At 51.8% G+C, this 26,085-nt stretch carries 21 protein-coding genes; 5 read left to right on the top strand and 16 right to left on the bottom strand.

Annotated elements, in window-relative coordinates; translation table 11 throughout:
* Window positions 1-42: 42 nt before the first annotated feature.
* The gene (locus OCV31_RS03640) at window positions 43-792 is read right to left on the bottom strand and encodes a peptidylprolyl isomerase (protein WP_267303791.1); all 750 of its coding nucleotides are present in this window, start codon (window positions 790-792) and stop codon (window positions 43-45) included.
* A gap of 304 nt (window positions 793-1,096) precedes the next feature.
* Here OCV31_RS03640 and glmS point away from each other — a divergent pair, with 304 nt between their 5' ends.
* On the top strand, window positions 1,097-2,917 hold the full coding sequence (glmS, locus tag OCV31_RS03635) for a glutamine--fructose-6-phosphate transaminase (isomerizing) (RefSeq protein WP_148472708.1): 1,821 nt from the start codon (window positions 1,097-1,099) through the stop codon (window positions 2,915-2,917).
* Between the two features lie 88 nt (window positions 2,918-3,005).
* Here glmS and OCV31_RS03630 read toward each other — a convergent pair whose 3' ends face one another.
* From OCV31_RS03630 to OCV31_RS09705, 15 genes are all read right to left on the bottom strand, one after another.
* On the bottom strand, window positions 3,006-5,486 hold the full coding sequence (locus tag OCV31_RS03630; RefSeq protein ID WP_148472704.1) for an ABC transporter permease: 2,481 nt from the start codon (window positions 5,484-5,486) through the stop codon (window positions 3,006-3,008).
* 3 nt (window positions 5,487-5,489) lie between these two features.
* Entirely contained in the window at window positions 5,490-6,161 is a 672-nt protein-coding gene (locus OCV31_RS03625; RefSeq protein WP_148472702.1) for an ABC transporter ATP-binding protein, read from the bottom strand.
* 73 nt (window positions 6,162-6,234) lie between these two features.
* On the bottom strand, window positions 6,235-7,200 hold the full coding sequence (locus OCV31_RS03620; protein ID WP_148472701.1) for a sensor histidine kinase: 966 nt from the start codon (window positions 7,198-7,200) through the stop codon (window positions 6,235-6,237).
* Window positions 7,193-7,855, bottom strand: coding sequence for a response regulator transcription factor (locus tag OCV31_RS03615; RefSeq protein ID WP_148472700.1), 663 nt, complete (start codon window positions 7,853-7,855; stop codon window positions 7,193-7,195). The genes OCV31_RS03620 and OCV31_RS03615 overlap by 8 nt, the downstream gene beginning before the upstream one ends.
* Before the next feature lie 13 nt (window positions 7,856-7,868).
* Window positions 7,869-9,341 carry a cobyric acid synthase gene (locus tag OCV31_RS03610; RefSeq protein ID WP_267303790.1) on the bottom strand — a complete coding sequence of 491 codons (1,473 nt, stop codon included), beginning with the start codon at window positions 9,339-9,341 and terminating at the stop codon, window positions 7,869-7,871.
* Window positions 9,329-10,651, bottom strand: a complete 1,323-nt coding sequence (locus tag OCV31_RS03605; protein WP_267303789.1) for a cobyrinate a,c-diamide synthase — start codon at window positions 10,649-10,651, stop codon at window positions 9,329-9,331. Before OCV31_RS03605 ends, OCV31_RS03610 begins: the two co-directional genes overlap by 13 nt.
* A complete protein-coding gene (gene sfsA, locus OCV31_RS03600; RefSeq protein WP_267303788.1) occupies window positions 10,651-11,847 on the bottom strand; it encodes a DNA/RNA nuclease SfsA in 1,197 nt (398 codons plus the stop codon). The genes OCV31_RS03605 and sfsA overlap by 1 nt, the downstream gene beginning before the upstream one ends.
* A complete protein-coding gene (locus OCV31_RS03595) occupies window positions 11,844-12,455 on the bottom strand; it encodes a DedA family protein (protein WP_148472696.1) in 612 nt (203 codons plus the stop codon). Before OCV31_RS03595 ends, sfsA begins: the two co-directional genes overlap by 4 nt.
* 15 nt (window positions 12,456-12,470) lie before the next feature.
* The gene (gene gatB, locus OCV31_RS03590; RefSeq protein ID WP_148472694.1) at window positions 12,471-13,898 is read right to left on the bottom strand and encodes an Asp-tRNA(Asn)/Glu-tRNA(Gln) amidotransferase subunit GatB; all 1,428 of its coding nucleotides are present in this window, start codon (window positions 13,896-13,898) and stop codon (window positions 12,471-12,473) included.
* Window positions 13,898-15,328: an Asp-tRNA(Asn)/Glu-tRNA(Gln) amidotransferase subunit GatA gene (gene gatA / locus OCV31_RS03585; protein WP_148472692.1), complete on the bottom strand. Its 1,431-nt coding sequence runs from the start codon at window positions 15,326-15,328 to the stop codon at window positions 13,898-13,900. Before gatA ends, gatB begins: the two co-directional genes overlap by 1 nt.
* Window positions 15,329-15,337: 9 nt before the next feature.
* Window positions 15,338-15,616, bottom strand: coding sequence for an Asp-tRNA(Asn)/Glu-tRNA(Gln) amidotransferase subunit GatC (gatC, locus tag OCV31_RS03580; RefSeq protein ID WP_108831471.1), 279 nt, complete (start codon window positions 15,614-15,616; stop codon window positions 15,338-15,340).
* Window positions 15,613-17,556, bottom strand: coding sequence for an NAD-dependent DNA ligase LigA (gene ligA, locus OCV31_RS03575; RefSeq protein WP_148472689.1), 1,944 nt, complete (start codon window positions 17,554-17,556; stop codon window positions 15,613-15,615). Before ligA ends, gatC begins: the two co-directional genes overlap by 4 nt.
* A gap of 1 nt (window position 17,557) precedes the next feature.
* Window positions 17,558-19,720 carry an ATP-dependent helicase gene (locus OCV31_RS03570; protein WP_317246787.1) on the bottom strand — a complete coding sequence of 721 codons (2,163 nt, stop codon included), beginning with the start codon at window positions 19,718-19,720 and terminating at the stop codon, window positions 17,558-17,560.
* Window positions 19,701-20,423 (bottom strand): tRNA threonylcarbamoyladenosine dehydratase, encoded by a 723-nt coding sequence (locus OCV31_RS03565; RefSeq protein ID WP_148472687.1) that lies wholly within the window; start codon window positions 20,421-20,423, stop codon window positions 19,701-19,703. The genes OCV31_RS03570 and OCV31_RS03565 overlap by 20 nt, the downstream gene beginning before the upstream one ends.
* A gap of 90 nt (window positions 20,424-20,513) precedes the next feature.
* A complete protein-coding gene (locus tag OCV31_RS09705) occupies window positions 20,514-22,499 on the bottom strand; it encodes an S-layer homology domain-containing protein (protein ID WP_148472685.1) in 1,986 nt (661 codons plus the stop codon).
* Between the two features lie 155 nt (window positions 22,500-22,654).
* Between OCV31_RS09705 and OCV31_RS03555 the strand changes: the two genes are divergently transcribed.
* Genes OCV31_RS03555 through OCV31_RS03540 form a run of 4 tightly spaced genes read left to right on the top strand, consistent with a single transcriptional unit; the run spans window position 22,655 to window position 25,989 of the window.
* Window positions 22,655-23,251, top strand: a complete 597-nt coding sequence (locus tag OCV31_RS03555) for a precorrin-2 dehydrogenase/sirohydrochlorin ferrochelatase family protein (RefSeq protein ID WP_267303787.1) — start codon at window positions 22,655-22,657, stop codon at window positions 23,249-23,251.
* Window positions 23,241-24,122 carry a hydroxymethylbilane synthase gene (gene hemC, locus OCV31_RS03550; protein ID WP_148472681.1) on the top strand — a complete coding sequence of 294 codons (882 nt, stop codon included), beginning with the start codon at window positions 23,241-23,243 and terminating at the stop codon, window positions 24,120-24,122. Before OCV31_RS03555 ends, hemC begins: the two co-directional genes overlap by 11 nt.
* The gene (gene cobA / locus OCV31_RS03545; RefSeq protein ID WP_148472679.1) at window positions 24,115-25,596 is read left to right on the top strand and encodes a uroporphyrinogen-III C-methyltransferase; all 1,482 of its coding nucleotides are present in this window, start codon (window positions 24,115-24,117) and stop codon (window positions 25,594-25,596) included. The genes hemC and cobA overlap by 8 nt, the downstream gene beginning before the upstream one ends.
* Before the next feature lie 48 nt (window positions 25,597-25,644).
* Window positions 25,645-25,989 carry a DUF6483 family protein gene (locus tag OCV31_RS03540; protein WP_148472677.1) on the top strand — a complete coding sequence of 115 codons (345 nt, stop codon included), beginning with the start codon at window positions 25,645-25,647 and terminating at the stop codon, window positions 25,987-25,989.
* Window positions 25,990-26,085: the final 96 nt, after the last annotated feature.

Below are 26,085 nucleotides of genomic sequence, written 5' to 3'. Positions count from 1 at the left end.
TTTCAATACTTGTAAATAAAAAAGCGGCCGGAGCCGCTCATTTTATTTGTATTCGACTTTGTATTTCTTTTCGAGTTCGGCCACTTTTTCCAAGTAGCGTTCTTGTTGTTTTTGGCGGGTGAGTTCCATTTGGATTTCGCCGCGCACTTCGTCGAAGCTCTTTTCTTCTTCCGGATTACCTTCGATGCGCTTAATGACGTGGTAGCCGAATTGGGTCTTTACGGGATCGGAAATTTCGCCGTCTTTCATGTCGAAGACCTTTTCGTCGAATTCCGGCACCATTTGGCCGCGTCCGAAGGTACCTAAGTCTCCGCCGTTTTGATTGGAGGGGCAGGAAGAGTGTTCTTTCGCTAATTCGCCGAAGTCTGCGCCATCGCGGGCTTGCTTGGCAAGGTCGGCGGCCTTTTCTTCTTCGTCGACTAAAATGTGTGCGGCGTGAACGGATTCAGGGTTCTTGAAGAAGCGCTTGTTTTCTTCGTAGAATTTTTTCATGTCTTCTTCCGACACTTCAACGCCTTCGATGGTCTTGCTGAAGTTGTAGGATTTTAAAAGAGACTTCTTCGTGTCGGCAAAGACCTTTTTAAATTCTTCGTCTTCATCCATCTTCTTGTCCATGGCATCCATAAGCAAGAGCTCTTGGCGCACCAATTCGTCTAAGATGTGTTTCTTTCCTTCATCCCCTTGGAATTGAATGGCCATTTGGGGATTCATGCTCTTTAAATAGGCATCCACATCGGATTCGTGAATGTCCACATTGCCGATGGACGCCAATACTTTATTTTCTTCTGTCATTAATTTACCTCCTAATGATCGTGGCTGTTTGCCTTTTACTGCTCTTTATCATAACAATCCCCTGTGTTTCCGTCAAGATTGTTGCTATTCTATTAATTGCGAAAGCTATGGTATAATGAAATACGTACGCAATTTATTTAAACGGGAGAAGATACTAAGCGCCAGCACCATTTAGGTGGACGAGGAATGAAGTGATCGAATTTTCGGCGGATGCTTCATAGGTCTGCAACCTGAGTATTGTACAAAACCCGGAGCAATCTTGGCACAAAATCAATACGGCAGCTCCCGAGATTAGGAGGATATTATGTGTGGAATTGTTGCCTTTAACGGCAAGGAAAATGCTGAAGAACGCATTCTTCAGGGACTTGAAAAATTAGAATACCGCGGCTACGACAGCGCCGGCATCGCCATGATCGACCATGGCCTCTTGAAAGTAACGAAGGCCGCCGGCCGCTTGGACGCACTGGAAGAAAAACTTCGCGCCCATCCCCTCGTAGGCCACAACGGCATCGGCCATACCCGCTGGGCCACCCACGGCGTTCCCAGCGAAATGAATGCCCACCCCCACGTGTCCAGCGACCACAAGGTGGCCGTGGTACACAACGGCATTATCGAAAATTTCCAGGCCATTAAAAACCGCCTTATGGAAGAAGGCTTCACCTTCTACTCCGAAACGGATACGGAAGTGGTGGCCAATTTAATCGCATCGAAACTTCACGGAGATTTGAAATCCGCCGTGCAAGAAGCCACGAAAGAACTGCGCGGCACCTTCAGCCTGGCCGTTCTCTCCTCCGACGATCCGGAAACTTTAATCGTCACTCGCAGAGAATCGCCCTTGATCTTGGGCATCGCCGACGACGGCATTTTTGCCGCATCGGACATCCCCGCCCTCTTGGCCTACACTCGCGATGTCATCTATTTAGACAATGACGATCTCGTGGTTATCGAAAAGGGCAACTACACCATCTACAACCACGGCGAGGTCATCGACAAAGAAGTGAAAACCGTGGAATGGAGCATGGAAAGTGCCGGCAAAGAAGGTTTCGATCACTACATGATGAAAGAAATCTTCGAACAGCCCAAGGCCATTCGCGACTGTTTACTCCGCAAAGTCGATGAGGGCTTTGTGAGCTTCGGCGAACAATCCTTTACGAAAGATGAAATCGAAGCCTTCGACCACGTCTTTATGACGGCCTGCGGCACGGCCTTCCACGCTTCCCAAGTGGGCAAACGCGCCTTGGAAGAGGCCATGCAAAAGGAAATTACGGCGGAAATCGCATCGGAATTCCGTTACAATATGCCCTTCTTAAACGAAAACAGCCTGCTTATCGTCGTGAGCCAATCCGGCGAAACCGGCGACACCTTGGCCGTGCTTCGGGAAGCGAAGCAACGGGGCGCGAAGGTCCTCGCCATTACCAATGTGTTGGGCTCCAGTATCGACCGGGAAAGCGACAAAGTCATTTACTGCGACGCCGGCCCCGAAATTTCCGTGGCCAGCACCAAGGCCTACTCCACTCAGCTCTTGAGCCTTTATCTCTTGGCCCTGGACTTCGGCTACAAGCTGGGCACCTACGACGAAGAAGCGGTGAAGGTTGCCATCGAAGAGCTCTCCGGCGTTCCGGAAAAAATCGAATCCATTTTGGAGCATGTGGATGATTTGGATCCCATTGCCAAACGCCTCGCTTCTCACCCGGCCATCTTCTACCTGGGCCGCGGTATCGACTACCTGAGCGCAAAGGAAGGCGCCTTAAAGCTCAAGGAAATCTCCTACATCCACGCCCAATCCATGCCCGCCGGGGAATTAAAACACGGCAGCATCGCCCTCGTGGAAGAGGGCCTCCCCATCGTCACCATTATCACCCAATCCCTTCTCGTGGAAAAAAGCATTTCCAATATTAAAGAAGTGAAGGCCAGAGGCGCTTACAACATCGTCATTACCGACGACGTCAGTGCCCACATCGACGAAGTGGCCGACGATCTCATTCGCATCCCCGCCATCTCCGATCTCTACGCCCCCATTCTCGCCGTCTTGCCCCAACAAATCCTCGCCTACAAAGTGAGCGTTCTCTTGAGCAACGACGTGGACAAACCGAGAAACCTGGCGAAATCCGTAACCGTCGAATAAAAATAACGAATCGGCACAAGGCTTCTTGTGCCGATTTTTTCATGCAAAAAGGACTTCCCAACCTGAGAAGTCCTTTTTTGAGCGCAATTCAATTTAAGTCTTCAACGAATACTTGCTCTAAACCCTTTCTTATAGAAAGGCTAATCCCGATGCCCATGACGACGAAGACCAAAACAATGGGCAGATAGTTCGTCGTGAAGAAAAGATTTTTCGCTGCGAATGCAATGGCGAATTTGCTCCTCGCCGATCGTCCTAAGATGACTACGGGAAGCAAGATGCCATAAAGGGCAAGTAAGCGCAAAAAGAGCATGCCGCCTTCTCTGTAAACCATGGACTTCATTTGCCTTTCCGTCATGCCCGCCGTCATAAGCAGTTCAAACTCTCTCTTTCTGGCCCGCAAGTTGCCGATAAAACTATTGTAAGCATTGGTCAAGGCAATGAGGATGAGAATCCCTTGAATGCCTCCGTTCAGTACGCGCACATTCCTCTCCGCCTCATTATCCAAAGCCCGACTCATGGCTTGAGTTAAGGTGGAGTGGTCGGTCTTCGGAATATAAGATGCGATGACTCTCTCAAAATCTTCAGATACCTTGTCCACGTTTTTGTCCGCTCGCATTTTTATATTGTAATAGTTCACCGGATCCGACGGATCGTGTCCTTCCTTTTGGAAAAATGCCTCCATGGTGGAATGTCGCGTAAACAGGGAGACTTCTCGAGCCGTCATGGGCTCGATGGCGAAGGGCATCTCGTCGATCACGCCGCCGATGCCGATGGCCATTACCTTACCTTCCGCGGCGTAGCGCAGCTTTACGGCCCCGCTTCCATCGGTGACGGGAATGTAATTTCGAAAGGCATAGGGACTTCCGTCGTCGGCGGCGGTTCTATTTAAGAGCAAATACGCCGTATCGTTATCGTATCCATTCGCTGCCAAAAGCTTCTCGTAATCCTCGTCGGTAAGTCCGTACATCCTGGCATACAAATCCTTTGACTTCTTGCCATCTTTTAACGCCTGTTTCATAGGATCTGAAAAGAACGCTCCGTTGTCTCCGACAAAGCACTTAAAATCTTGCTTGCGATATACATGCCATTCATCCGCGCCTTTTAGAGCTTTTAGGTCCTCGGTCATTTGGGGATCCATCGATCCCGGGGTGTAAATAACCGAGGAAAAGGAATAGGGACTGCGAAATTTGTCGTAGGCTTCAGTGAGCCCTGAATAGGCGCCGGATACCATGACCACGGTGAGAATCACGGCCGAAAGCGCCGTGGACAAACGGATCGTGCGGTAGGTTCTCTTGTAAGAAACGTAACAATCTTTGGCCAAAGTTCTTTCGATTTTTCCCCTTAATTTCGACGGACCCAGCCGCCCGTCTTTTTCCGACAGGCCGTTTAGTCCCTCGATAATATTTAATTTCCCGCAGCGCTTCGCCGGCACCATGGCGGATAGATAAACCGTCGCCGCAGATAAAACTAAAATAGCCAAAACCACAAAGGGCGAAATGCTCACCGCTTGAAAATCCGGCGCCTTAATTCGCTCGCTTAATATGTCGGCCATAGCATGGATGCTCTTGGCATTGTTGCGCCACATTAAATACAAGAGTCCGTTGGCCACGCCATAGGACAGAGCCGTGCCCAGCAGAATCGGTCCCCTCGCCAAAAGAAAAGCGCGCCTGCGGATCATTTCCTTTACTTGTTTCTCCGTCATGCCCACACTTTTTAACAGGGCGATCTCCCGCTGATCCCGACTGTTCCACACGTTAAAAGCGCCGTAAATAATAAAGGCAAATAAGAGTACCAACAGACTCATGGGAATATACATTTCCAGTGCACGAGATAGCACATTTTTCGGCGGAATAATTCCATTGGGATAGATCAATTTATAATTCAAGAGAGGGATGTTGTAACCCAATCGCCCCTGACTTTCCGCCACTTTCGGATCGATGCTTCGCTTCTGTAAAATCTCCCGCGTCAGAGTGTAGGTATCTCGTGGGTTTTTGTACCATATATAGGCCTCTACGACACTCGAACCGTCATAAAGTGCGTCTTTCGACACATCTGATACGCGACCGATCAAATAATACTCATCAAACGATAATTCGGGGTTCTCGTAAACGCCTACGATCCGATAAGTCTTCCCTTCCGCCTCCAATGTGCTGTTCAGATGCAGATCTCGATTTTGCTTCAAAAATGAATCAGGCACTAACAATTCGTCGTCTCTTTCCGGCCGCCTGCCCTCGACGGGTTCAAAGCTTTTTAATTGAGAGAAACAATCTTCCCGTTCGTAAATCACGGCGTTTCGGTCCGTTTTTACGATGCGATCAAAGGCAATTTTCTCGATGGCCGGATTCTTTTTTAAATCATCGTAAAAAGAGGCGTCGACCTCGGCAATGGACGCGTGGTAATCACCTTGATCGGCGACGGCAAAATCAACTTCCGCTTTTCTTAAAGAGGTAGTGATAAACAGAATGGTCCCCAGTAAAATCACGGCAAGTAGTATGCTGGTTTTTACCGCCAGGGCGTCTTTTTTGCCGGCATTGACCACGGAGGCAGCTAATTCACTAATGATTTTCATCGTCTACACCTCCGAAGGGAAGAGTTTTCCGTCGATCATGCGGAATACTTTTTGGCAGCTGTTGGCCACCTTTTCATCGTGGGTCACGATGGCCATGGTGGAGCCGGTGCGCTCGTTGACCAATCGGAAAAGGGCGGTGATTTCTTCGGAATTGCGGCGATCCAAGTTCCCCGTGGGCTCATCCGCTAAAATCAGGGCGGGCCTCGTGATTAAGCTTCGGGCAATGGCCACTCGCTGTTGCTCGCCGCCGGAAAGTTGTTTCGGATAGCGATCCAATTTATCTTCGATCCCGAGAATCGAAATAATCTCTTTAAAATAAGCTTCATCTTCCTTTCTTCCGTCCAGAAGCAGGGGGAGCAAGATATTTTTCCGCGCCGTTATATTTGGGATCAGATTGAAAAATTGGTAGATGACTCCGATGTTCCTGCGACGGAAAATGGTCATTTCCTCGTTGCTAAGGGTCGTAATGTTTTTATCCTGAATGAAAATTTCGCCGCCGGTAGGCCTGTCGATGCCCGCCAAAAGGTGGAGCAAGGTGGACTTTCCCGATCCGCTGTCGCCGATGATCGCCACCAAGTCTCCTTTTTCCAACTGAAAATTCACGCCGTCCAGAGCGCGGACTTCCACCGACCGACCGTAGGTCTTCGTAAGATTCACTGTTTTTACAATAGGCATAGGCTTCCTCCTTTTCTGAGCCTACGATATCAAGTGAAAGTGACCGGTCGGTGACCGAGTACCTGCGCCTCGTCTATTCGTAAAAGCGCAACTCAAATCGATTTGATTCCTTGCCTTTTGTATAGAGGAGATCGCCGCCTTGTCTTTTCATAATCGCCCTTGCCATGGGGAGGCCGATTCCAAAGCCGGATGTGTTGGGATCTTTTTTATAAAAGCGCCGAAATGCTTGTTCCAAGGTGTCCCGATCCATGCCTTCGCCGAAATCTTCGACGACAATGGATTTGTAGACATTGGTTTTTATAAAAGTCATGGCGATGCCTCTTTCTTTGGACGCTTCCATGCCGTTCTTCGCGAGATTAAACAGGGCTTCGTAGGTCCATTTCTTATCACAATAGAGAGCCACTGATTCGCCATAAATAGTGCAAGGGATCTTTTCTCTTGCGAAGGCATTTTCCAATCCTTCCGCCACGGTTGTCGCCAGCTCCATGCCGTCGACCGCTTCTTTTTTCATCGCCACCACATCACTGTCCACCGCCGCCAATTTAAGTAGCGCATCGGAAAGGCCCAAGAGGCGCTCCATGGATCGGCCCATACGTTCAAGGGCCTCTTTGTCCGATGCATCGTCGATGAGATCCAGCATAAGCAAGGTGCCTGTAATTGGCGTCTTGATTTGATGGGCGATATCTTCCGTATACTCCGTCAGTTGAACGCGACGGTTCTCAGCCTCTTGAGCGATGCGCTTATTTTCTGATGTCATCTTCACGATTTCATCTCTCAGCTTAGAAAAATCGTCTTCTTCGGCCTCATCGACTCGAGACTCCGGATCCGAACTATGTAGGAGGCGGATCATGTCGTCGATTTTCTCTTCAACTTCCATGGAAGCATTCCCTTCAAAGCAATCGATGGCAAAGTAGAGCCCTCCGTTAATCATAAAAAATAGCGCGACGGTCAACCAATCGAAGCGTGGAAAGAAAGCAACTACAACCATGGAAAGGACGAGATTTAGCGATAGGATCAATAGGGTCTGTCTTTTAGTCATCGCCATCCTCCCAAAAATAGCCCATGCCCCGCACAGTTTTTATAAAATGGCCGTAAGGTCCCAGCTTCTTGCGAAGGCGCTTCACGGCGACGGTGAGTGTATTATCGTTAACTTCGTCGCCAAAGCCCCACACCTCGTCGATTAATTGGCTTCGCAACAATTGTCTGCCTCGATTTGCCAATAGCATGGCCAGCAGATCAAATTCCTGCCTATTCAAGTCCACGGCTTTGCCCCGCAAAATCGCCATCTTCGATTGCCTGTCTAAGATCAACTCTTTAAATTCCATGGACTCTTCTTCCGGTCCGAGGCGCTTAAAAAGATTGTCAATTCGCGCCTTCAATACGGGAAGGGAAAATGGCTTCGCCACGTATTCATCGGCCCCTTGAGATAAGCCTTTCACGACATAGTCCTCGTCGCCTTTTACCGTAAGCATGAGAATGGGCAGTTTAGAAAAGGAACGGACCCAATTTAAGAAATCGAAACCCGATCCGTCGGGAAGATTTACATCGAGAATGAGCAGATCGGCGGAGCGAATTTGCTCTTCGCCCACATCGCCCAATCGACCCGCCGCCACCACTTCCATGTCGTACCGAGCCAGATAAGTTTTCACGCCGTAGACGATGGTCTCGTCGTCTTCGATCATCAGTATCTTCAATGGTCGCCTCCCTTTACAACAAGCCCAAAATTTCGTCCAGCTTCTTCATATCCAGTGCCTCTTCCACCACGGATGCCAATTTTTCGATCTGGCTGTCTTTAAAGGCGGCGTAGTCCATCGCTACTTTCGGCGGCAGATTTTTTTCCTTCTTTAGTGCGGCCACGATCTCTTCGGCGATGTGAGGAGCGTCGAAAAAACCGTGAATGTAGGTGCCGTAGAGGCGGCCGTTTTTTACCACGCCGCCGGTTTCTGTCAGTCTTTTTATTTCGCCCGCCTCTTTTATCTCGCTTTGCCCCATATGAATTTCATAGCCCGCCACTTTTTTTCCGCTCAGATTTTTCAGCAGGCCCTCGGAAGGGGAAATCGTCGTTTCCACGCGGCACTGCTTCTTTTCTTTTGAAAAGATGGTGTCCATGGGAAAGAGCTTGAGCCCCTCCATGGTGCCGCCGCTTTCCACTCCCTCCGGATCGGAAAGGGTGTCTCCCATCATTTGAAAGCCGCCGCAAATGGAAAAGATAATGCCTCCTTTTTCGGCGTGGCGCAAAATTCGGGCATAGATCCCCGTTTCTTTCAGCCATTTTAAGTCGGCCATGGTGTTTTTCGTCCCGGGGATGATCAAGAGATCCGGCTCGCCGAATTCTCCCACTCGCGTAATGGCGCGAACGGAAACATCGGCCATCATTTGAAAAGGCGCCACGTCGGTGACATTGGAGATGTGGGGAAGGCGAATGACGGCGATGTCCACGGATGCACGATCCGTCTCGTGGAATTCCATGGCCAGGGAATCTTCCGCCTCCAATCGCACGTCGGCATAGGGCACGACGCCGAGGACGGGAACGCCGGTGCGCTCCTCTAAAATTTTGAGGCCCGGCTCCAGTATGGACACGTCGCCACGGAAGCGGTTCACGACGATGCCCTTGAGCCTTCTTCGCTCGTCGTCATCGAAAAGCTCCCATGTCCCTACCACAGAGGCGAACATGCCACCTCGATCGATGTCGGCGATGAGAATGGCGGGAATGTCCGCCGCCTTGGCGAAGCCCATGTTTACCATGTCCACGCTTTTTAAATTGATCTCCGATGCGCTCCCCGCTCCTTCGCACAAGACGAAGTCAAATTCATCGGCCAAGGATTCGTAGGCCGCCAGGGCCTTGGGAAATAGCTTCTTCTTTTCGGCGTAGTAGGCGCGGGTCTCGAGATTTTTGTAGACGCGGCCATTTACGATGACCTGGCTCACTCCCGGCGCCGTGGGCTTTAAGAGGATCGGATTCATGCGCACGTCGGCGGGTATCCGCGCCGCCTCCGCCTGCACGATTTGCGCCCGCCCGATTTCCGATCCGTCGTCGGTGATGCCGCTGTTCAGTGCCATGTTCTGTGCCTTAAAGGGCGCCACCCGGTAGCCTCTGTTGGCGTAAATGCGAAGGAGCGCCGCCACCATGGCACTCTTCCCCGCGTTGGACGCCGTTCCCAATACCATTAACCCTGCCACGGTGTCGCCTCCTTTAATGCCTCAAGAAAATTCTCTCTAAGTCTCTCGTTGCCGCTTAAGTGAAGTTGCGGATAACCTGCATAAACATTTTTCCCATGGTAGGCCGTTCGCCTCTCTCCCCTGCCGCTCGGCTTTTGGATGAGAAGGTCTTCCCCCTCCTCATCGGCGGCGCTGTAATGAAATTCGTGGACGGGAGCCGACTCGCCTGCCTTCAACAGAAGACCGTCTTCTTCCGCCGTGATCACTTGATAGCCGAAGTGCTGCAGGCGATCGGTCATCTTCGCCTCGCCGTGAAAAAGTCCGAAGGCTTCGCTGCCGTCGATTTTTTCAAGAAGGCTCATAAAGCCGCCGCTCTCGGCTACGATGACGCCGCCACTTTCGACGAAAGATTTTAAATCCCAGGCAAGGGTTTTATTTTTCGCCAAGGCTTCTTTGTGAAGCTCCGGATAGCCGCCGCCCAAATAGACGCCGCAGATCCCTTTCGGCAGAGGATCCGCGAGGGGCGAAAAGGGAATCCATTCCACGCCGCGCTCGGCGAGATCGTCGAGGACGTCTTCGTAATAAAAGAAAAAGGCTTCGTCTTTTGCAATGGCCACGGGAATTTTTTTTCGCAAAGGATTCATCGCCATTTCACGACATACGGACTTTGCCGCACAGGCGGCGAGGAGCTTATCTAAATCCACATAGTTTTCCACGACATCCGCCCAATTTTCGGCGAATGCGCGAAAGTTTTCGATCTCCTCCGGTCGGTGCAGGCCCAAGTGGCGCTCGGGCAAATCCCGATCCAAATCGGGAATGCTGCCGAAGAGGGGAAGTCCCGTGGCTTCTTTAATGATTTTTTCGTAGTAAGAGGCCATGGCGGGCTTCGTGTGATTTAAAATTACGCCTGAAATGGTATTTTCCCCATAATTTAAAAATCCCTGAAGCTCCGCGCCGAGGCTCGCGCCTTTTCCTCGTCCCGATGCGATGAAAATCGTCGGCGTCTTGGTGAAATTCGCCATCTCCGCCGCCGAACAAGCTGTCGTGGTGGCCATGCCGTCGTAGTAGCCCATGGCCCCTTCCATGACAATGACGTCCTTTTTCTCCAACTGCGCCATAAGGTGAAGAATGTAATCGTCATCCATCAAATGACGATCCAGGTTCACGCCGTAGGCCCCGAGCGCCCGATGATACATAGGGTCGATGTAATCGGGCCCGATCTTCGCCGATGCTACCGTCATTCCCCGGCGAATGAGGGCGCCGATGATCCCCATGGTGATGGAGGTCTTTCCCGCACCGGAATGGCCTGCGGATAATAACATGCGCTTCATCATATCACCTGCTCGTAGGCCACCCGCTCGGTGCCGTCGGCCACGGTAATGACACCGCAATAGGTAAAGCCCGCGGACTCGATTAAACCCCGCATCCGGAAATTATCGGCGTGGGTGTCGATGCGAATGGCGGGAATCTTCTTTAACTTTGCATCGGCGAAAATCCGCTCCATCATGCGCCGGCTCATGCCCTCACCCCTTTTGTTTTCGGCGACGACGAATTGATGGACAGTGAGGTAATCGCCTTCCGTAAGCCACTTGCCGTCGATTTGATCGTACGTTGGGTCCGCCCCTTCTTTTAACACGGCCATGCCGACGACGTCATCGTCTTTAAAGAAATAGCAACAGCCGGCTTTAATATTTTCCGAGAGATCTTCCGGCATGGGATCCTTTCCCTGCCATTGATCCACGCCGTCGGCCTTTAAGGCGACTCGAGCCTCGTCGATCAGGTTTACGACGCGAGGCAAATCTTCTTCTCTTGCCTTCACGAGAGCGAGAGGCATTTTTCTGAAGTAAGGCACGGCTTTGTCCATGGCCATCTCCGCCCCGTCGACGATTGTATCCGCGACGAAAATATGAAGCCCCTTTGCTTCCGCTTTTCTTAGTGCCGCGGTAAATTCAGGGTCCGTCTCTTCGTTAGGTGTAAAGCCCCATATGCCTTTCATCTGCACCACAAACAAGACGCCACAGCATCCGCCCGCCTCGGCCATCTCGCCGAGTTCTCGGATGTGCTTCGCGCCGCGCACCGTGGGCGCGTCGGGAAATTTCGCCAGGCCGTCTTCTTCCAAGGTGACGCCCTTCACTTCCAAAAAGCCCTCGCCCTCTGTTCCTTTGAGATAAAAGTCGAAGCGACTGTCGTCGTGCTTTACTTCCCGCTCATAGGACGTGATTTTCCCGAAGCCCTTTAGATAAGGCGCGCCGTCGAAATACTCCGCCGCCAATTGATTGGGGGCCTGTGAGTCGATGTTTATGGGATTTTCTCCCTTATAAACGGTGACCAGACTGTATGGCGTCTTTCGCTTCTTCGCAGGATCAGCCCCCTCGAGAAGCACGTTTGCACCGGGAACGAATAGCTCACGACATCGCCCGGTATTGGGCACGTGAACCCGAATCCTTTCCCCGTTTTTTTCTACCATAGCAATGAAGCGATTTTCCCTGTTAAGAAAAATCGCTTCTTCCATGCGTTTATATTTCATTCTGCATCCTTTTGTTTAAAATGCCAAATCAAGTAGCCCACGGCCAATACCGCCAAGAGAGCCACGATGGCGTATTTATAGTAATCCAAATAGGTGAGGATCACGTGCCAATTTTCGCCGGTTTTGTAGCCGAGAAAAGTGAGCACGCAGTTCCATACGAAGGAACCCGCCGCCGTAAGTAAGGAAAACACGGAAAGCCGCATGGATACCATGCCGGCGGGAATGGAAATCAGGCTACGAACCACGGGCACGCAGCGGCCGACGAGGACGAGGGCCTTCCCCTTGTGCTCGAACGTGTTTACCACGCCCATGATTTCTTTTTTCTTAAAGCCCAGCCTTCCCATCCAACCGTGCTCGGCGGAGTCGTAAATTTTTTCCGTGGGAACCAGGCGCCCGATTCCGTAGAGAATGTAAGCGCCTAAAAGGGATCCCGCCGTGGCCGCCAAGGTGGTGGGAAGAAAGGCGAGATTGCCCCGCCCGACGAAGAAGCCGCCGAGGAGCAAAATCACTTCCGATGGAATGGGCGGAAACACATTTTCAATAAAAATCAATGCGAAGACGGCCAGGTACCCGTAATCGGTGATGGCCGAGGTGATCACACGTTCCACTGAACATTCCCCTTTTTATTGCTTAAGAAATTTCACGAGCATTTCGTTGGCCATTTGAGGATTGGCCTTGCCGCGACTTTTCTTCATCACTTGGCCCACGAGGAAGCCGACGACGCGGTCCTTGCCCGCCTTAAATTGTTCCACGGACTCGGGATTCTCTTCCAAGACTTCCTTGACCATGGCTTCGATTTCAGACGCGTCGCCGATTTGTACGAGACCCTCTTCCTCGATGATTGCCTTGGGCTTCTTGCCTTCTTCGCACATTTTGCGGAAGACTTTCTTCCCGGCATTGTTGTTGATCTTGCCGGATTTAATTTGCTCGAGCAGGTAGGCGAAATCTTTTCCTTCGAAGGGAACATTCATTTCCCCCTCGTCGGAGACTTCCACACGGCGCAGAAATTCCGTCATAAACCAATTGGAAAGCATGTCGTAGTCCGTAAAGTGCTTCGCCACTTCTTCATAGAAGTCGGCAACTTTTTTCGAACCGCAAATAACTTTCGCGTCGTATTCTTTCAAGCCGTAGGTGTCCATAAAGCGGGCGATCTTCACATCGGGAAGCTCCGCCATGCCTGCGCGCACCTTTTCGATCCATTCGTCGTCGATAAACAGCGGGCCCAAGTCTCCTTCCGGGGCGAAGCGATAGTCGCTGGCCGTGTATTTTACGCGCATAACCACGGTTTTGTTTTCCGCGTCGTCCCAGCGGCGGGTGGCGCGAAGTTCCGTCTCGCCCTTTTCCATGAGCTCGATTTGGCGGGCCACTTCGTAGTCGATGGCCTTTTCAACGGCGCGGAAGGAGTTCAGATTCTTCACTTCGGAAATGGCGCTTCGCTCCCCGGTTTCCGTGTTCTTAATATTGACATTCACGTCGCAGCGCAGGGAGCCTTCTTCCATCTTCACGTCGCTGACTTCCAGATAGCGCAGGGTATTTCTCAGCTTTTCCAAGAACAGGCGCGCTTCCAGGCCCGACGCCATGTCCGGATCGGAGACGATTTCCACCAAGGGCACGCCGCAGCGGTTGTAGTCCATGAGGGTGGTGCCGTTTTCCGTGTGGAGACTCTTGCCCGTGTCTTCTTCCAGTTGAATTTGATGGATGCCGATCTTTTTCGGACCGTCATCGGTTTCGATTTCAATGTAACCGTCGTTGGCCACGGCCTCGTCCGTTTGGGTAATTTGATAGCCCTTGGTTAAGTCGGGATAGAAGTAATTCTTTCTGGAGAAGGTGGATTTATGATTGATACGCATGTGAAAGGCCGTGGCGATTTCAATGGCCCGCTCCACGGCGCCCTTGTTCAACACAGGGGTGGCGCCGGGAAGGCCCAAGCATACCGGGCAGGTGCAGGTGTTGGGCTCTCTGCCGTAGGCATTTTCACAGCCGCAGAAGGCTTTGGTCTTTGTGGATAATTCGACGTGGATTTCCAATCCCACGATTGTCTTGTAACCCATTAGATATTTCCCTCCAATTCTTTCGCCGTGGCAATGGCTTGATTGTCGTGGCTCTTTTTCGGAATGATTTGAATCCCTACGGGAAGTCCGTCTTTCGTCGATGCGGGCACGCTAATGCCGCCGGTACCGATAAGGTTGACGGGAACGGTAAACAAATCCAGCATGTAGATTTGTACCGGCGTCATGTTTTTGTCGATGGGCAACGCCACCGTCGGCGACGTGGGACAGAGGATCACGTCGTGGGTTTCAAATACTTCGTTGAATTCACTCATCATGCAGTGACGCATTTCCAGGGATTGCTCGAAGTATTCCTTGGAGTGATCCATGCTCATAATATAGGAGCCGATCATAATCCGGCGCTTCACTTCGTCGCCGAAGCCTTCGCTGCGGGTTTTGATGTAGAGCTCGTCGATATTGTCGTAATCGTCGGCGATAAAGCCGTATAAGATGCCGTCGAAACGACTCATGTTTGGTGCGATTTCGCCGTTGACCAAAATATGGTACACGGCGATGGCCAGATCCAAGCTGGCGATGTGGACGTATTCCACTTCAGCGCCCTGATCCCGCATAAAGTCCACGGTGCGTTGGAAGGCGTCTCTCACGGGCTCTTCCACTTCGAAGGTCTTAAAGGTGTCGGGAATGGCGACTTTTAATTGGCTTAAAGGCTTCGCCGCTTTTACGGCTTCGGCGTTCAGAGAATCATTGCCGATGCAGGTGGCGTCGCGCAAGTCGGAGCCTTCCAAAATTTCCAGGACGTATTCCACATCGTCGACGGTGTGGGCCAAGACGCCCACTTGATCGAAGGTGTTGGCCATGGAAGACACGCCGTAGCGGGAAATGCTCCCGTGGGAAGGCTTCATGCCCACGACGCCGCAGAAGGACGCCGGTTGACGCACGGATCCGCCGGTGTCGGTTCCCAAGCTGATGGAGCAGAAGTTTGCCGCCACAGCTGCCGCGCTTCCGCCGGAGGAACCGCCGGATACGCGGGTTCGGTCCACGGGATTTTTCGTCGTGCCGAAGTACGATGTCTTCGTGGAGGAGCCCATGGCGAATTCATCCAAGTTGACCTTGCCGATAATAATGGCATCCGCCGCTTTTAACTTCGTGGTAACCACGGCGTCGTAGGGCGAAACGAAGTCCGCGAGCATTTTCGAGGCGCAGGTCATGAGGACGTCTTTCATGGCGATATTGTCTTTCAGGGTGACGACCATGCCGGCCATTTTGCCGAGTTCTTCGCCTTTTTCTCGCTTTTCGTCCAGTTCCTTGGCCTTTTCAAGGGCGATTTCGTCGGTGAGGGTAATAAAGACGTTTAAATCCTCTTCGTCCCGCTTGATGTTTTCTAAATAGGCTTCTACCAATTCCGTACAGGTGATTTTCCCGTCGAGGAAAAGTTGTCTGGTTTCCAAGCCGCTTAATTGGGTCAGATTCATGAGGCCTCCTTATTCCACAAATTTAATGATTTCGAAGTAGCCGTACTTCACGGCCACGGCATTGCCTGTGGCGTCTTCCCGATCCAGAGATGGACGAATTTCGTCCTCCCGCAGGCGATTGGGCAAAACGTTCGTATGGAAGGTGGGCGAACAGTGTACTTTCGCCTGTTTGATCGTATCCATCAAATCCATGGTGTCGGAAAATTCTTTTTCCATGGCTTCCAACTCTTCGTCGGTGAAGTAAAGTTTGGATATTTCCGCAATATGTCTGATTTCGTCTTTTTTCATAGGAGGTCTCCCCACTTTCTATTAAAGGCTTCTTCCGATAAGACGGGTACGCCTAATTTTTCCGCTTTTTCCGCTTTCGATCCCGCCGCATCCCCTGCGAGAACGAGATCGGTATTTTTCGACACGGATCCGGTTACCTTCGCGCCTTCCGCTTCCAGGGCCGCTTTTACTTCGCTTCTCGGCCTGGACAATGTGCCCGTAAGCACCACGGTTATGCCGTCGAGGACGCCGGATTTTTTCGATTGCTCGTAGATCAGCTCGATCCCCGCATCCATTAAATCGTGGACGTAGCCGCCGATAACGGGATCGGTAAAGAAGAGGCGAATCTCTCTCGCCGTCTCCGGGCCGATCTCTTCGATGGTCACAAGCTCTGCTTCTTCGGCCTTTGCCAGGGCGTCGAAATCGGCGAAGTGATCCGCCAGATCGCCGGCGGTCTTAATGCCTACCTGACCGATGCCCAAGGCATAGATAAAGCGCTTGAAACTGATTTTTTTTGATTCCTCGATGGCGTTTAAAAGATTGTCCGCCTTTTTTTCGCCGAAGCCCTCGAGGCCCATGAGCTCTTCCCTCTTCAGTGCGTAAATATCTGGAATCTCGTGCAACAGACCTGCGGCGATTAATTTTGCCGCTGTCTTTTCGCTGAGCCCCGTAATGTCCATCGCATCTCGGGAGGCGAAGTGATCGATCCGCGCCACCAATTGGGGCTCGCAACCGATGGTATTCGGGCAGAAGCTGTGCACGCCTTTTTGCACCAGCTCCGTGGCGCAGGCGGGACATTTGGTGATCATCTCTATTCTATCACCTTCTTCGCCGATTCCCTCTAAAATTTCGGGAATGACGTCATTGCTTCGCCTTAAAAGCACCTCGCCGCCGATTCGCACATCTTTTCTCAGAATGTCGTCATAATTATTCAGCGTGGCCCGCTGAATGGTCACGCCGTCGATATCCACGGGCGCCAAGATGGCTGTGGGTGTCACCTTCCCCGTGCGGCCTACATTCCATTCCACGTCGAGAAGTTTCGTGACCACTTCCTTCGCCTCGAATTTATAGGCGATGGCCCAGCGGGGAAATTTCACCGTGTAGCCCAAGGATTCGCGCTGGGTGACGTCGTTGATTTTAAGGACGATGCCGTCGATCATGACGTCCAGCCGGTCGCGGGCGTTTTCCACTTCGTCGATGTAATCTAAAATCCCGTGAAAATCTTCGCAGCGGCGGGTCATGGGATGGACGAGAAAGCCCTGCTCTTTTAAAAAGGCCTTTATCTCTTCGTCCGTTTTGAAAACGATGCCTTCGGCATCGGTGAGATTATATAAGTAGGCCGTGAGCCTGCGCCGCCTGGTTTCCTTGGGATCGAGATTTCTCAGGGCGCCGGCGGCACCGTTTCTCGGATTTTTTAAGGGTTCCGCTGCCGTTTCGTTGTATTTTTTAAGACTCTTATAAGGCATAAGCCCCTCGCCCTGCACCACCAAATGGCCCGTAAAGGGAATGCTTAAGGGCACGGTGGATATGGTGACCACCTGCTCCGTAATCACTTCGCCCACGGTGCCGTTGCCACGGGTGACGGCGCGGGTGAGCTTGCCGTCGTCGTAGGTCAGGGAAATGGTGAGCCCGTCGAACTTCAGCTCCGCCATATAGCCCTTGTCGTCGGCCCCGGCTGCATGCATGCGATCGCACCAGGCCTTGAGCCGCTCATAGCTTTGGGCCTTGTCCAGGGAATAGAGGGGCTTTTCGTGGGTAAACTTTTCAAAGCCTTCCAAGAGATCCCCGCCGACACGACGAGTGGGAGAATCGCTCGCCACTTCCCCTGTCTCCTTCTCCATAGCCACGAGCTTGTCGTAGAGGGCGTCGTAGGTTTTGTCGTCCACCAAAGGCGTGTCCAAGGTGTAGTAGGCATGGGCCCAAGTATTTAGTTGGTCGATGATCCCTCGCATCTTCTCCATCTTATTCCTTCTTTCGAATGGGCGCCACCTTCAGGTTCAAGGTCTTCAGCCCCTTGCCCTCAAAGGAAATGACGCCTTCGTCGCCTTTTAACTGCACGAGCATCCCTTCGCCCCATTTCTTGTGAACGATCGTGTCGCCGACGCTTAATTCAGGGAGAGGTTCCGGTTTTTTCACGGGCTTTTGCTCAACCACTGCCGCCCCGGTGTAAATGTCGTGGCGACTTTTTAAATCCTTCTTCCGCGGCTCTTCTTCGTGGACGGTAATATTCTCTTTGATCTCTTCCACAAAGCGACTTCTCATGGCGCTGTTGCGCTTGCCGTAGAGGGTGCGGGACTTGGCCGAAGATAGGAATAGCTTCTCTTCCGCCCGGGTCACCGCCACGTACATGAGCCTGCGTTCCTCCTCCATGCTTTCCTCGTCGTCGTAGCTTCGCGAGGTGGGGAACAGTCGCTCTTCAAGGCCCACCACGAAGACCACGGGAAATTCCAAGCCCTTGGCGCCGTGAATGGTCATGAGCTTGACGGCATGGGATTCGTCGTCCAATTCATTTTTATCGGAAATCAAACTGAGGTTGCCCAGGTAATCGGTAAGGCTCATTTCCGGATTGGATTCTTCGAATTCCGCCGCCGCGGAGATAAATTCCTCCACGTTTTCCAATCGGGTACGGGATTCCACCGTATCCTCCCGCTTCAGCTCGTCGGCATAGCCGCTTTCAAATAAAATCGCTTCCACCAACTCCGCCAGGCTGAGCTCCGCCGCCTTGTTTTGCAGAAGGTGGATTAAATTCACAAATTCGCGAATGTTTTTCTGTGCGCGAATTTTCAATTCCGGATAAGACTCCAACTCTTCCATGAGGGCGAAGAGGCTCATGCCACGCTCGGCCGAAAAGGCGCGAAGCTTCTCTAAAGTCGTATCACCTATACCCCTTTTCGGCACATTCACGATGCGGCTGATATTGATGTCGTCTTTCGGATTGTTTACCGCCGCCAAATAGGCGATGACATCCTTGATTTCCCTTCGGTCGTAAAAGCGTAGGCCGCCCACGACGCGGTAGGGAATACCTTCCCGCATAAGGGCTTCCTCAAAGCCCCGCGACTGGGCGTTGGTGCGATACAGTATCGCCATGTCCCCGTAGGCCGTGCCCTTGTAATTTAAGTGCTGCATCTTTTGCACCACGGCCAATTCCTCTTCGGAGCTGTGGTAGAATTCCCGGTAGACTACGGGATCGCCGCCGCTTTTCGCCGTCCACAAATTCTTTTCTTTCAACGTGGGATTGTTGGCGATGAGGGCGTTGGCGCAGTCCAAAATCGGCGTGGTGGAACGGTAGTTTTGCTCCAGTAAAATGGTCTTCGCGCCGGGAAAATCTTTCTCGAAGGAAAGAATATTGCCGATGTCCGCGCCCCGCCAGCGATAGATGGATTGGTCGTTATCGCCGACGACGGTGAGGTTTTTCGCCTTGGCCGAGAGCATTTTGACCAGTAAGTATTGAATGTGGTTCGTGTCTTGGTATTCGTCCACGAAAATGTATTCGAATTTCTGTTGGTAATAGGCCAATACGTCGGCCTTCAGTTGAAAGAGCTCCACGGTCTTTACCAAGAGATCGTCGAAATCCAGGGCGTTATTCTCCCGCTTCTTCTTTTCGTAGAGGCGGTAGACCTCCGCCGTTTGCCGTCCGTAGAAATCGCCGAAATTTTCCTTCATGGCGGCATCCGCATCTGTGCCTTCGTTTTTCCAGGAGGAAATTTGGCTCAAGAGGCCGTAGGGCTTAAACATTTCCTTGCTGATGTTTAATTCCTTCATGCACTCCTTAATGAGGGTCTTTTGATCGGCGCTGTCGTAAATGGCGAAGTTTTTGTCGTAGCCCAGGTAATGAATGTCGCCGCGAAGAATGCGCACGCACATGGAGTGGAATGTGCTGATCCACATGCCTTCGATGGTGCGGCCCAATTGCTTGGCCACCCGCTCCTTCATTTCTTTCGCCGCCTTGTTCGTAAAAGTAATGGCGAGAATGCGGTAGGGGGAGACGCCCATCTCTTCGATCAAATAGGCGATTTTTCCCGTGACCACGCGGGTCTTGCCGCTGCCGGCTCCGGCGAGCACCAAGAGAGGCCCCTCTGTGTGGAGTATGGCTTCTTTCTGACGATCATTGTAATTTTCTAACAAGACTATCCTCTTTCTCACTTTGAACTAAATCTCGGATCACCTTCGACGCCGCAATCAGCCCCGCCGCGGAAGGCACGAAGGAAATACTGGCCGGCGAACGTTCTTCCATGCCCTCGATCTTTTTAGGCTCTTCCGTAGAATAGACCACGGGAATGTCGCCGAGGCCCCGCTTCTTCACTTCCCTGCGCATGACCCGCGCCAGGGGACAGACTTTCGTTTCCGAAAGCATGGCGAGCTCGAGGGCTTCCGGATGCAGTTTGTTTCCCGCGCCCATGGCCGATAGGACGGGTACGCCACAGGCCTTGGCCTTTTCGATAATTAAAAGCTTCGCCGTCACCTGGTCCACGGCATCCACCACGTAGTCGTAGTCCCTGAAGTCGATTTTCTCTGCGGTGGCTTCGCTAAACATCATGGGATGGGTGCGCACCTCCGTCTCCGGCACGATGGATGCGATGCGCGCCTTCATAACATCCACTTTCAGCTCGCCCACGGTTTCTGTGGTGGCGATGATCTGGCGATTGATATTCGTCACATCCACCCGGTCGTAATCCACGATGTCCAATCGACCGACGCCGGCCCGCGCCAATGCCTCGATGCAAAAGCCGCCGACGCCGCCGACGCCGAAAACGGCGACGCAAGATTTCTGCAGATGATCCACGGCATCCGAGCCGATCAACCAACGCGTTCGCAAAAACGGATCCATAACTACCTCCCATACTAACACCTCATTATATCAAAAAAGACCCTATGGAGACAAACCATAGGGCCTTTTGTATGAGTGGAAAGGTACTCACTATCTATCTCTATATATGGGGAGGATAGAACTTCCACCCATTACGCGCAGGTTCGTGATTGTACCGCCTTCCGTTTCATCTTTGTAAAGATCGTAGACAACCGTTAACGAGTTGGTGCCTCTCATCTTGTCAAATTCGTCAATTTCTACAAGACCTCTGAATTTCTTGTCCTTGAAGTCCGTTGCTCCGTCTTCTAAGGTAAACTCGTATTCGCCGTAAGTTTTGCCGGTCGAAGCGATAACGGGGCCACCATTCCAAGTGAAGCCCTCATTGACTCGCTTCACTTCTTTAACATTGACGGTTTTGTCTTCTTTGAGCAATTCAGACTTAACTGTAACTGCGACGACATTTTCGCCCTTGACTTGCAATTCCAAGTAGACTTTTTTATTCATCAACTTTCCCGGTAAATCGTAAGCATTGATCGACGAGGATTGCTTATCTTTCAATCCCTTGAAGTCAATTTTTTCAGCCAATAACTTGGTTTCTTTATTACCATCCTGTTTTTGAATTTCAATGGTACCGTTGCCGTAGGTTTTATTGCTGACATCCACCAAAAAGCCTTCTAATTTACCTTCCGTAACGCCGGCTTTTTTAATTTGCAGGTAATGTGTGGTCAAGGTAAGGGGATAGCCCTTGTTTAATCCCTTGGTCACTTCAGATAACTTCGCAGCATCGTCGCCCTTCGCTGTAAAGGAGATTTCCTTTTTATTTGCAAGCTTTAACACCAAGGTAGAGGTTTCGCCGTAACCGTTGTAGGTATAGCTGACAAATTCGCCGTCCACCGTGCCATTATTGGGGATAACTTCCAATTCCTTCACTACGCCGTCTTGGGCCTTGAAGACGACCATATCTCTCGAGCTGAGGGATTTTAAGTCAAACTTCTTGCCGAAGCTGGTGATCGTGGCGTCCTTATCCAATTTAAAGGTTTCGGTCTTTTCCGCCTTAAAGCTTTCGTCTATGGGCGCATCTTTCTTCGTGGAATAAGCGATTTTGATTTCATCGAATTTCGCGCTTTCCACCATTCCGACGCCGCTCAACTCGGTGCTGATTACATCGACGGATACCGCTTGATAGGGAGCGATGCTGCCGCTTTGGGGGAAGGCTTTTACTTTTACCTTGCTGCCTGCATTTAGGTCTTCGGCCTTGGCGCTCTTGCCGTTAATGGTAATGACGGTGTCCTTCGAGAGAACGAAAGCCTGCGTCTTTCCGTCTTTGTCTTTAATGGTCAGGGCGGGAACGTCGTTATTTTTAACGATGGCCACGACTTCCCCTTCAAAGGATTTGACGGATTTGTATTCGTAGCTCGTGTCCGTAATCTTCGCCATTTGGTCTCTTTGCAGAGGCAGGTTCCCCTTAAATTCAGCGCCGGTACCGAATGCATTGAAGATGCCCGCATCGATCATGGATGCCAAGAGGCCCTTTACATCCACGTCGCCGATGAGCTCTTTCGACGTTTTGCCGATGGAGTCGATGTCGGTGACTTTAATATTGGACGTGTCTTTCTTCGGTTCAATGCGCAGGGCTTTGGCGTAGTAAACCAAGGCCAGTTCACGACTGGGGAATTGATCGGCGTTTCGTACATTGTTAATGTAATTCAGTTTGTATGCCGCTTTTAAATTGCCTTCGGTGATGACATTGTTTTGAAGGGCGATGCAAACCGCGGGCTTTGCCCAATTCGGTACTTTGTAAGCATCGGCGATGTAGCCGTACGTTGCGATGGCCGAGGTCATTTCAGTACTCGTTGGATTTTGAACGCCTTTAAGGAGTTCCAGAATTTCCAAATAGCTGACATTACGCAACGGCTTAAAGGTGCCGTCGTCGTAGCCTTTAATGATTCTCAAATCACTTAATTTCGAAATATAGCTGTATGCCCAGTGACCTACGCCGACGTCTTTAAAGTTTGCAGCTTGTGCCGCAAAAGGTGTCGTCAATAATGCGCCTGCTAAGGCCAGAGTGGCCACTGCTTTTGCCTTGTTTTTCTTCATAGTTTCCTCCTAGAATTCTTATAAAAAATCCTACCTGTCCCTATTATAACATGGCAATCGCGCCTCGCTGTTACGTTTTTGTTTCATATAGGCGGGCGTTTCTCCTTTCCTTTGCTATAATAGAGAGAGTATGCATTGATCAATTAGGAGGGCTTATGCGATATTTTCCTCTCATGGTAGACACGCAAGATAAAAAAATGCTCGTCGTCGGCGGCGGGAAGGCGGCGGCCATAAAGATTCAGGGGCTCGTCGACTCCTCTTTTCTCTTTTACTGTTTAGCTCCCGCCTTTTGCGACGATCTAATAGCTTTAGCCGACGCTTATCCGGAGCGAATTTTTCTGAAGGAAAAAAAGGTCGACGGCGATTTCCGCTTTTTCGCCTACGACTATTTCATCGTCGCCACAGACGACGAAGCCTTAAATGCCGCCCTTCTTCGCCGCGCCAAGGCGGCATCGGTGCCGGTTCTTTCTACCTCGGATCCCGAGACCTCGGATTTTCACATGGCCTCGGTGCTCCGCCGCGGGCCCCTCGCAGTGAGCATTTCCGCGGACAATCCCACGGTGAGCAAGTATGTGAAGGTGGATATGGAGGAATTTCTTTCGAATTACGACGAAGAAAAGCTTTTTGAAATGAACCGCATACGAAGGCTTTTGGTGGAGCGAAAGAGCGCGCACATTTCGGAAATTATGGAAGAATTATGGAACGATGAGATAATTAGTAAAAATTACGGGGAGTCATTGGATGAAACTTAAAGTAGGAACGAGGGGCAGTAATCTGGCGAAGATTCAAGCCACGGCAGTGGTGGAGATTCTTAAGGAGGCGGGCCTGGACGCGGAGCTCGAGATCATTTCCACAAAAGGCGACCGCATCCAACACCTTCCCATCCACAAGGTGGGCAAAAACGGCGTCTTCGTCGGCGAATTAGAAGGTGCCCTTCGGGAGGGGGCGGTGGATATTGCCGTTCACTCATTAAAGGACATGCCTTCAAAAATCGCACCGGGCTTTACCCTGGCCCCGCCGCCTGCGGCCCCGGCGGACGTGGATGTGTTCGTAGGAACGGGCGACAAGTTCAGGGAAGAGGACTTGGCTTCCATGGTGGTCGCCACGGGAAGCAATCGGCGCATCGCCCAGCTGAAGCACTTCTACCCGGACGTAAAGATCGTGCCCATTCGCGGCAATGTGGAAACCCGCATCAATAAAGTGGAAAGCGGCCTGGCCGACGGCACCCTTCTCGCCTACGCCGGCCTTTTGCGGGCGGGGCTTGCCCACAAGGTGACCGCAGAGCTGGACCCCACGCGCTTTATCCCCTCGCCCTCTCAGGGCCTTTTGGGCATCGAGCTCGCCGAGGACCGGCGGGATCTTTTGAAGGTCTTTACCCAAGCTTCCGATTCCCGCGCCGCCTTTCGCATGAAGGTGGAGCGCGCTTTTCAACGGGCTTTAAGTGCCTCCTGCGCATCTCCCATCGGCATTCATATCGAAGAGAGGGAAGGCGAAATCCTTCTCCACGGCTGCTTCGCAGAAACCGCCGAGGATCCTTTGATCTATGCCACGGTGACCACGACGAAAGAAAAAGCCTCGAACGATGTCCTTGAATTGGTGAGAAAGGTGAAAGGCCATGAGTAAGTATCCCGTGATTTTAGCCGGCGCCGGCATCGGTGGCCGCGACAATATCACTCTCGCCCTTTTTAAAGCCCTCGGTCGCGCCGATGTCATCGTCTATGACCGCCTCATGGATCCGACGATATTGGATTTCGCTCCCAATGCGGAAAAGATCTATGTCGGAAAAGCCGCAGAGAAGCATACCATGGCCCAGGAGGATATTCAGACGCTTCTCGAAAACTATTACCGCGCCGGCAAGCGGGTGATTCGCCTGAAGGGCGGCGATCCCTACGTCTTCGGCCGCGGCGGCGAGGAGGCCCTCTATCTTTCCGAGCGGTCCATTCCCTTTCGGGTGATTTCGGGGATCACCTCCGGCGTCGCCGTTCCCGCCATGGCGGGCATTCCCGTTACGCAGCGGGATGTGGCCACCTCTGTGTCCTTTATTACGGGCCACCGCGCCACAGGTGAAAATGATTTTTCCACTTACGCAGCCGTGCCCGGAACCCTGGTCTTTTACATGGGGCTGAGAAATGCCCAAAAAATCGCGGTGGATCTTCTTTCGGGAGGAAAAGAGCCGAGCACGCCCTTCGCCGTGCTGAAGGCTTCCGACGACGGCGAGGTAACATCCTTTTACAGCAGCCTCGAAAAAGTCGCCGCCTGCGGCCTGCCCGAGCACATAACGAGCCCGGGGCTCATCGTCGTGGGGGATGTAGTGGATCTTCACGAAGATTTGCAGCCGATGAATCACTTGCCCTTGACCGGGCGCAAAATTATTTTAACCGGGGAAGATCAGCACGCCATGGCCGAGGACCTGCGGGATGTGGGGGCCCGGGTTTTTCTCCGCCCCATGATCGAAACCGAAGCTGTGAATCATTCGTTGCTCGAAAAAGATCTCGCGGATTTTTCCTACGATGCCTTGGTCTTTACGTCGAAAAACGCCGTGGATTTCTTCTTCGATGCCTTCCTCAAAAACCGCGATATTCGAGATCTCGCAGGCACTTCCATTTACGTCGTAGGCGAAAAAACCGCCCGCGCCCTTGCCCGCTACGGCCTCCGCGCCGACGGCCATCCGGATACCTATGACGGCCGCCATTTAGCGGAATTTTTAAAAAACCGCGTGAATGCATCGAACCGCATCTACTACCCCCACGCCGCCGGAAGCGACCCCTATTTAGGGGATACGCTTCGAGAAATCGCCTGCACTACGGATCGCATTATTTACCGCAGCGTGGCACCCACAGACATCCACCCCCTTCCCGAGGCCTATGATGCAGTCGTCTTTTTATCTCCTTCCGCCGTGAAGCACTTCATCGCCGCCTACGGCCTCTCCTCTATTCCTCCAAGCTGCTTTGCCATCGGCGAGACGACGAAGGGAAGCCTTGTCAAATCCAGCATAAAAGAGGAAAATATTGTGACGGGAGAAAAAGCAACGCAAGAATCCCTCTGCGAAGCGGTCATCGAAAAGCTTTCGCGACGGGAAGCGGACCTCGAAAAATAAATCAGCGGGTTTTCCCCATGCAGATATCGGAGATAAAGGGAGCATATTATGATAAAAAACGACTTTCTCATGCAGCAAATCAAGGAGCTGATCCAATTTCTCTTGGGCCTTGCCTATCCCATGGGTTTCAGCGACGAGAAAAAAACCGAGACGCAGTCTTCTTCCATTTCGAAAAAACTCTATGCCCTCGCCCTTGAAGGCAAGTACGGCGAAGCGGAAGACGCCCTCTTCGACGCCTTCGACGAAGGCGAAGCGGATCTCGCCACGGGCATTCTCTTCTACGAATCCCTGCTTCGCGTCGACGAAAAAGAATTGCGAAAGGGCGATTTTTCCCTAAAGGAAATCGAAACCGGCCTCCGCGACTACGCGAAGCTCTTTCACGTTGATCTGTAATTTCAAATTCCACCCTTAAACTTCATTCTAAAATCAAAAGTTCGAGCACCCACTCGAGCTTTTTTTATTTGCCTTTTTATTCGAGGACCTGTTTCT

The organism is Aedoeadaptatus acetigenes, from assembly GCF_025566985.1.
Lineage (GTDB): Bacteria > Bacillota > Clostridia > Tissierellales > Peptoniphilaceae > Aedoeadaptatus > Aedoeadaptatus acetigenes.
This window is presented reverse-complemented; position numbering and strand designations above follow the sequence as displayed.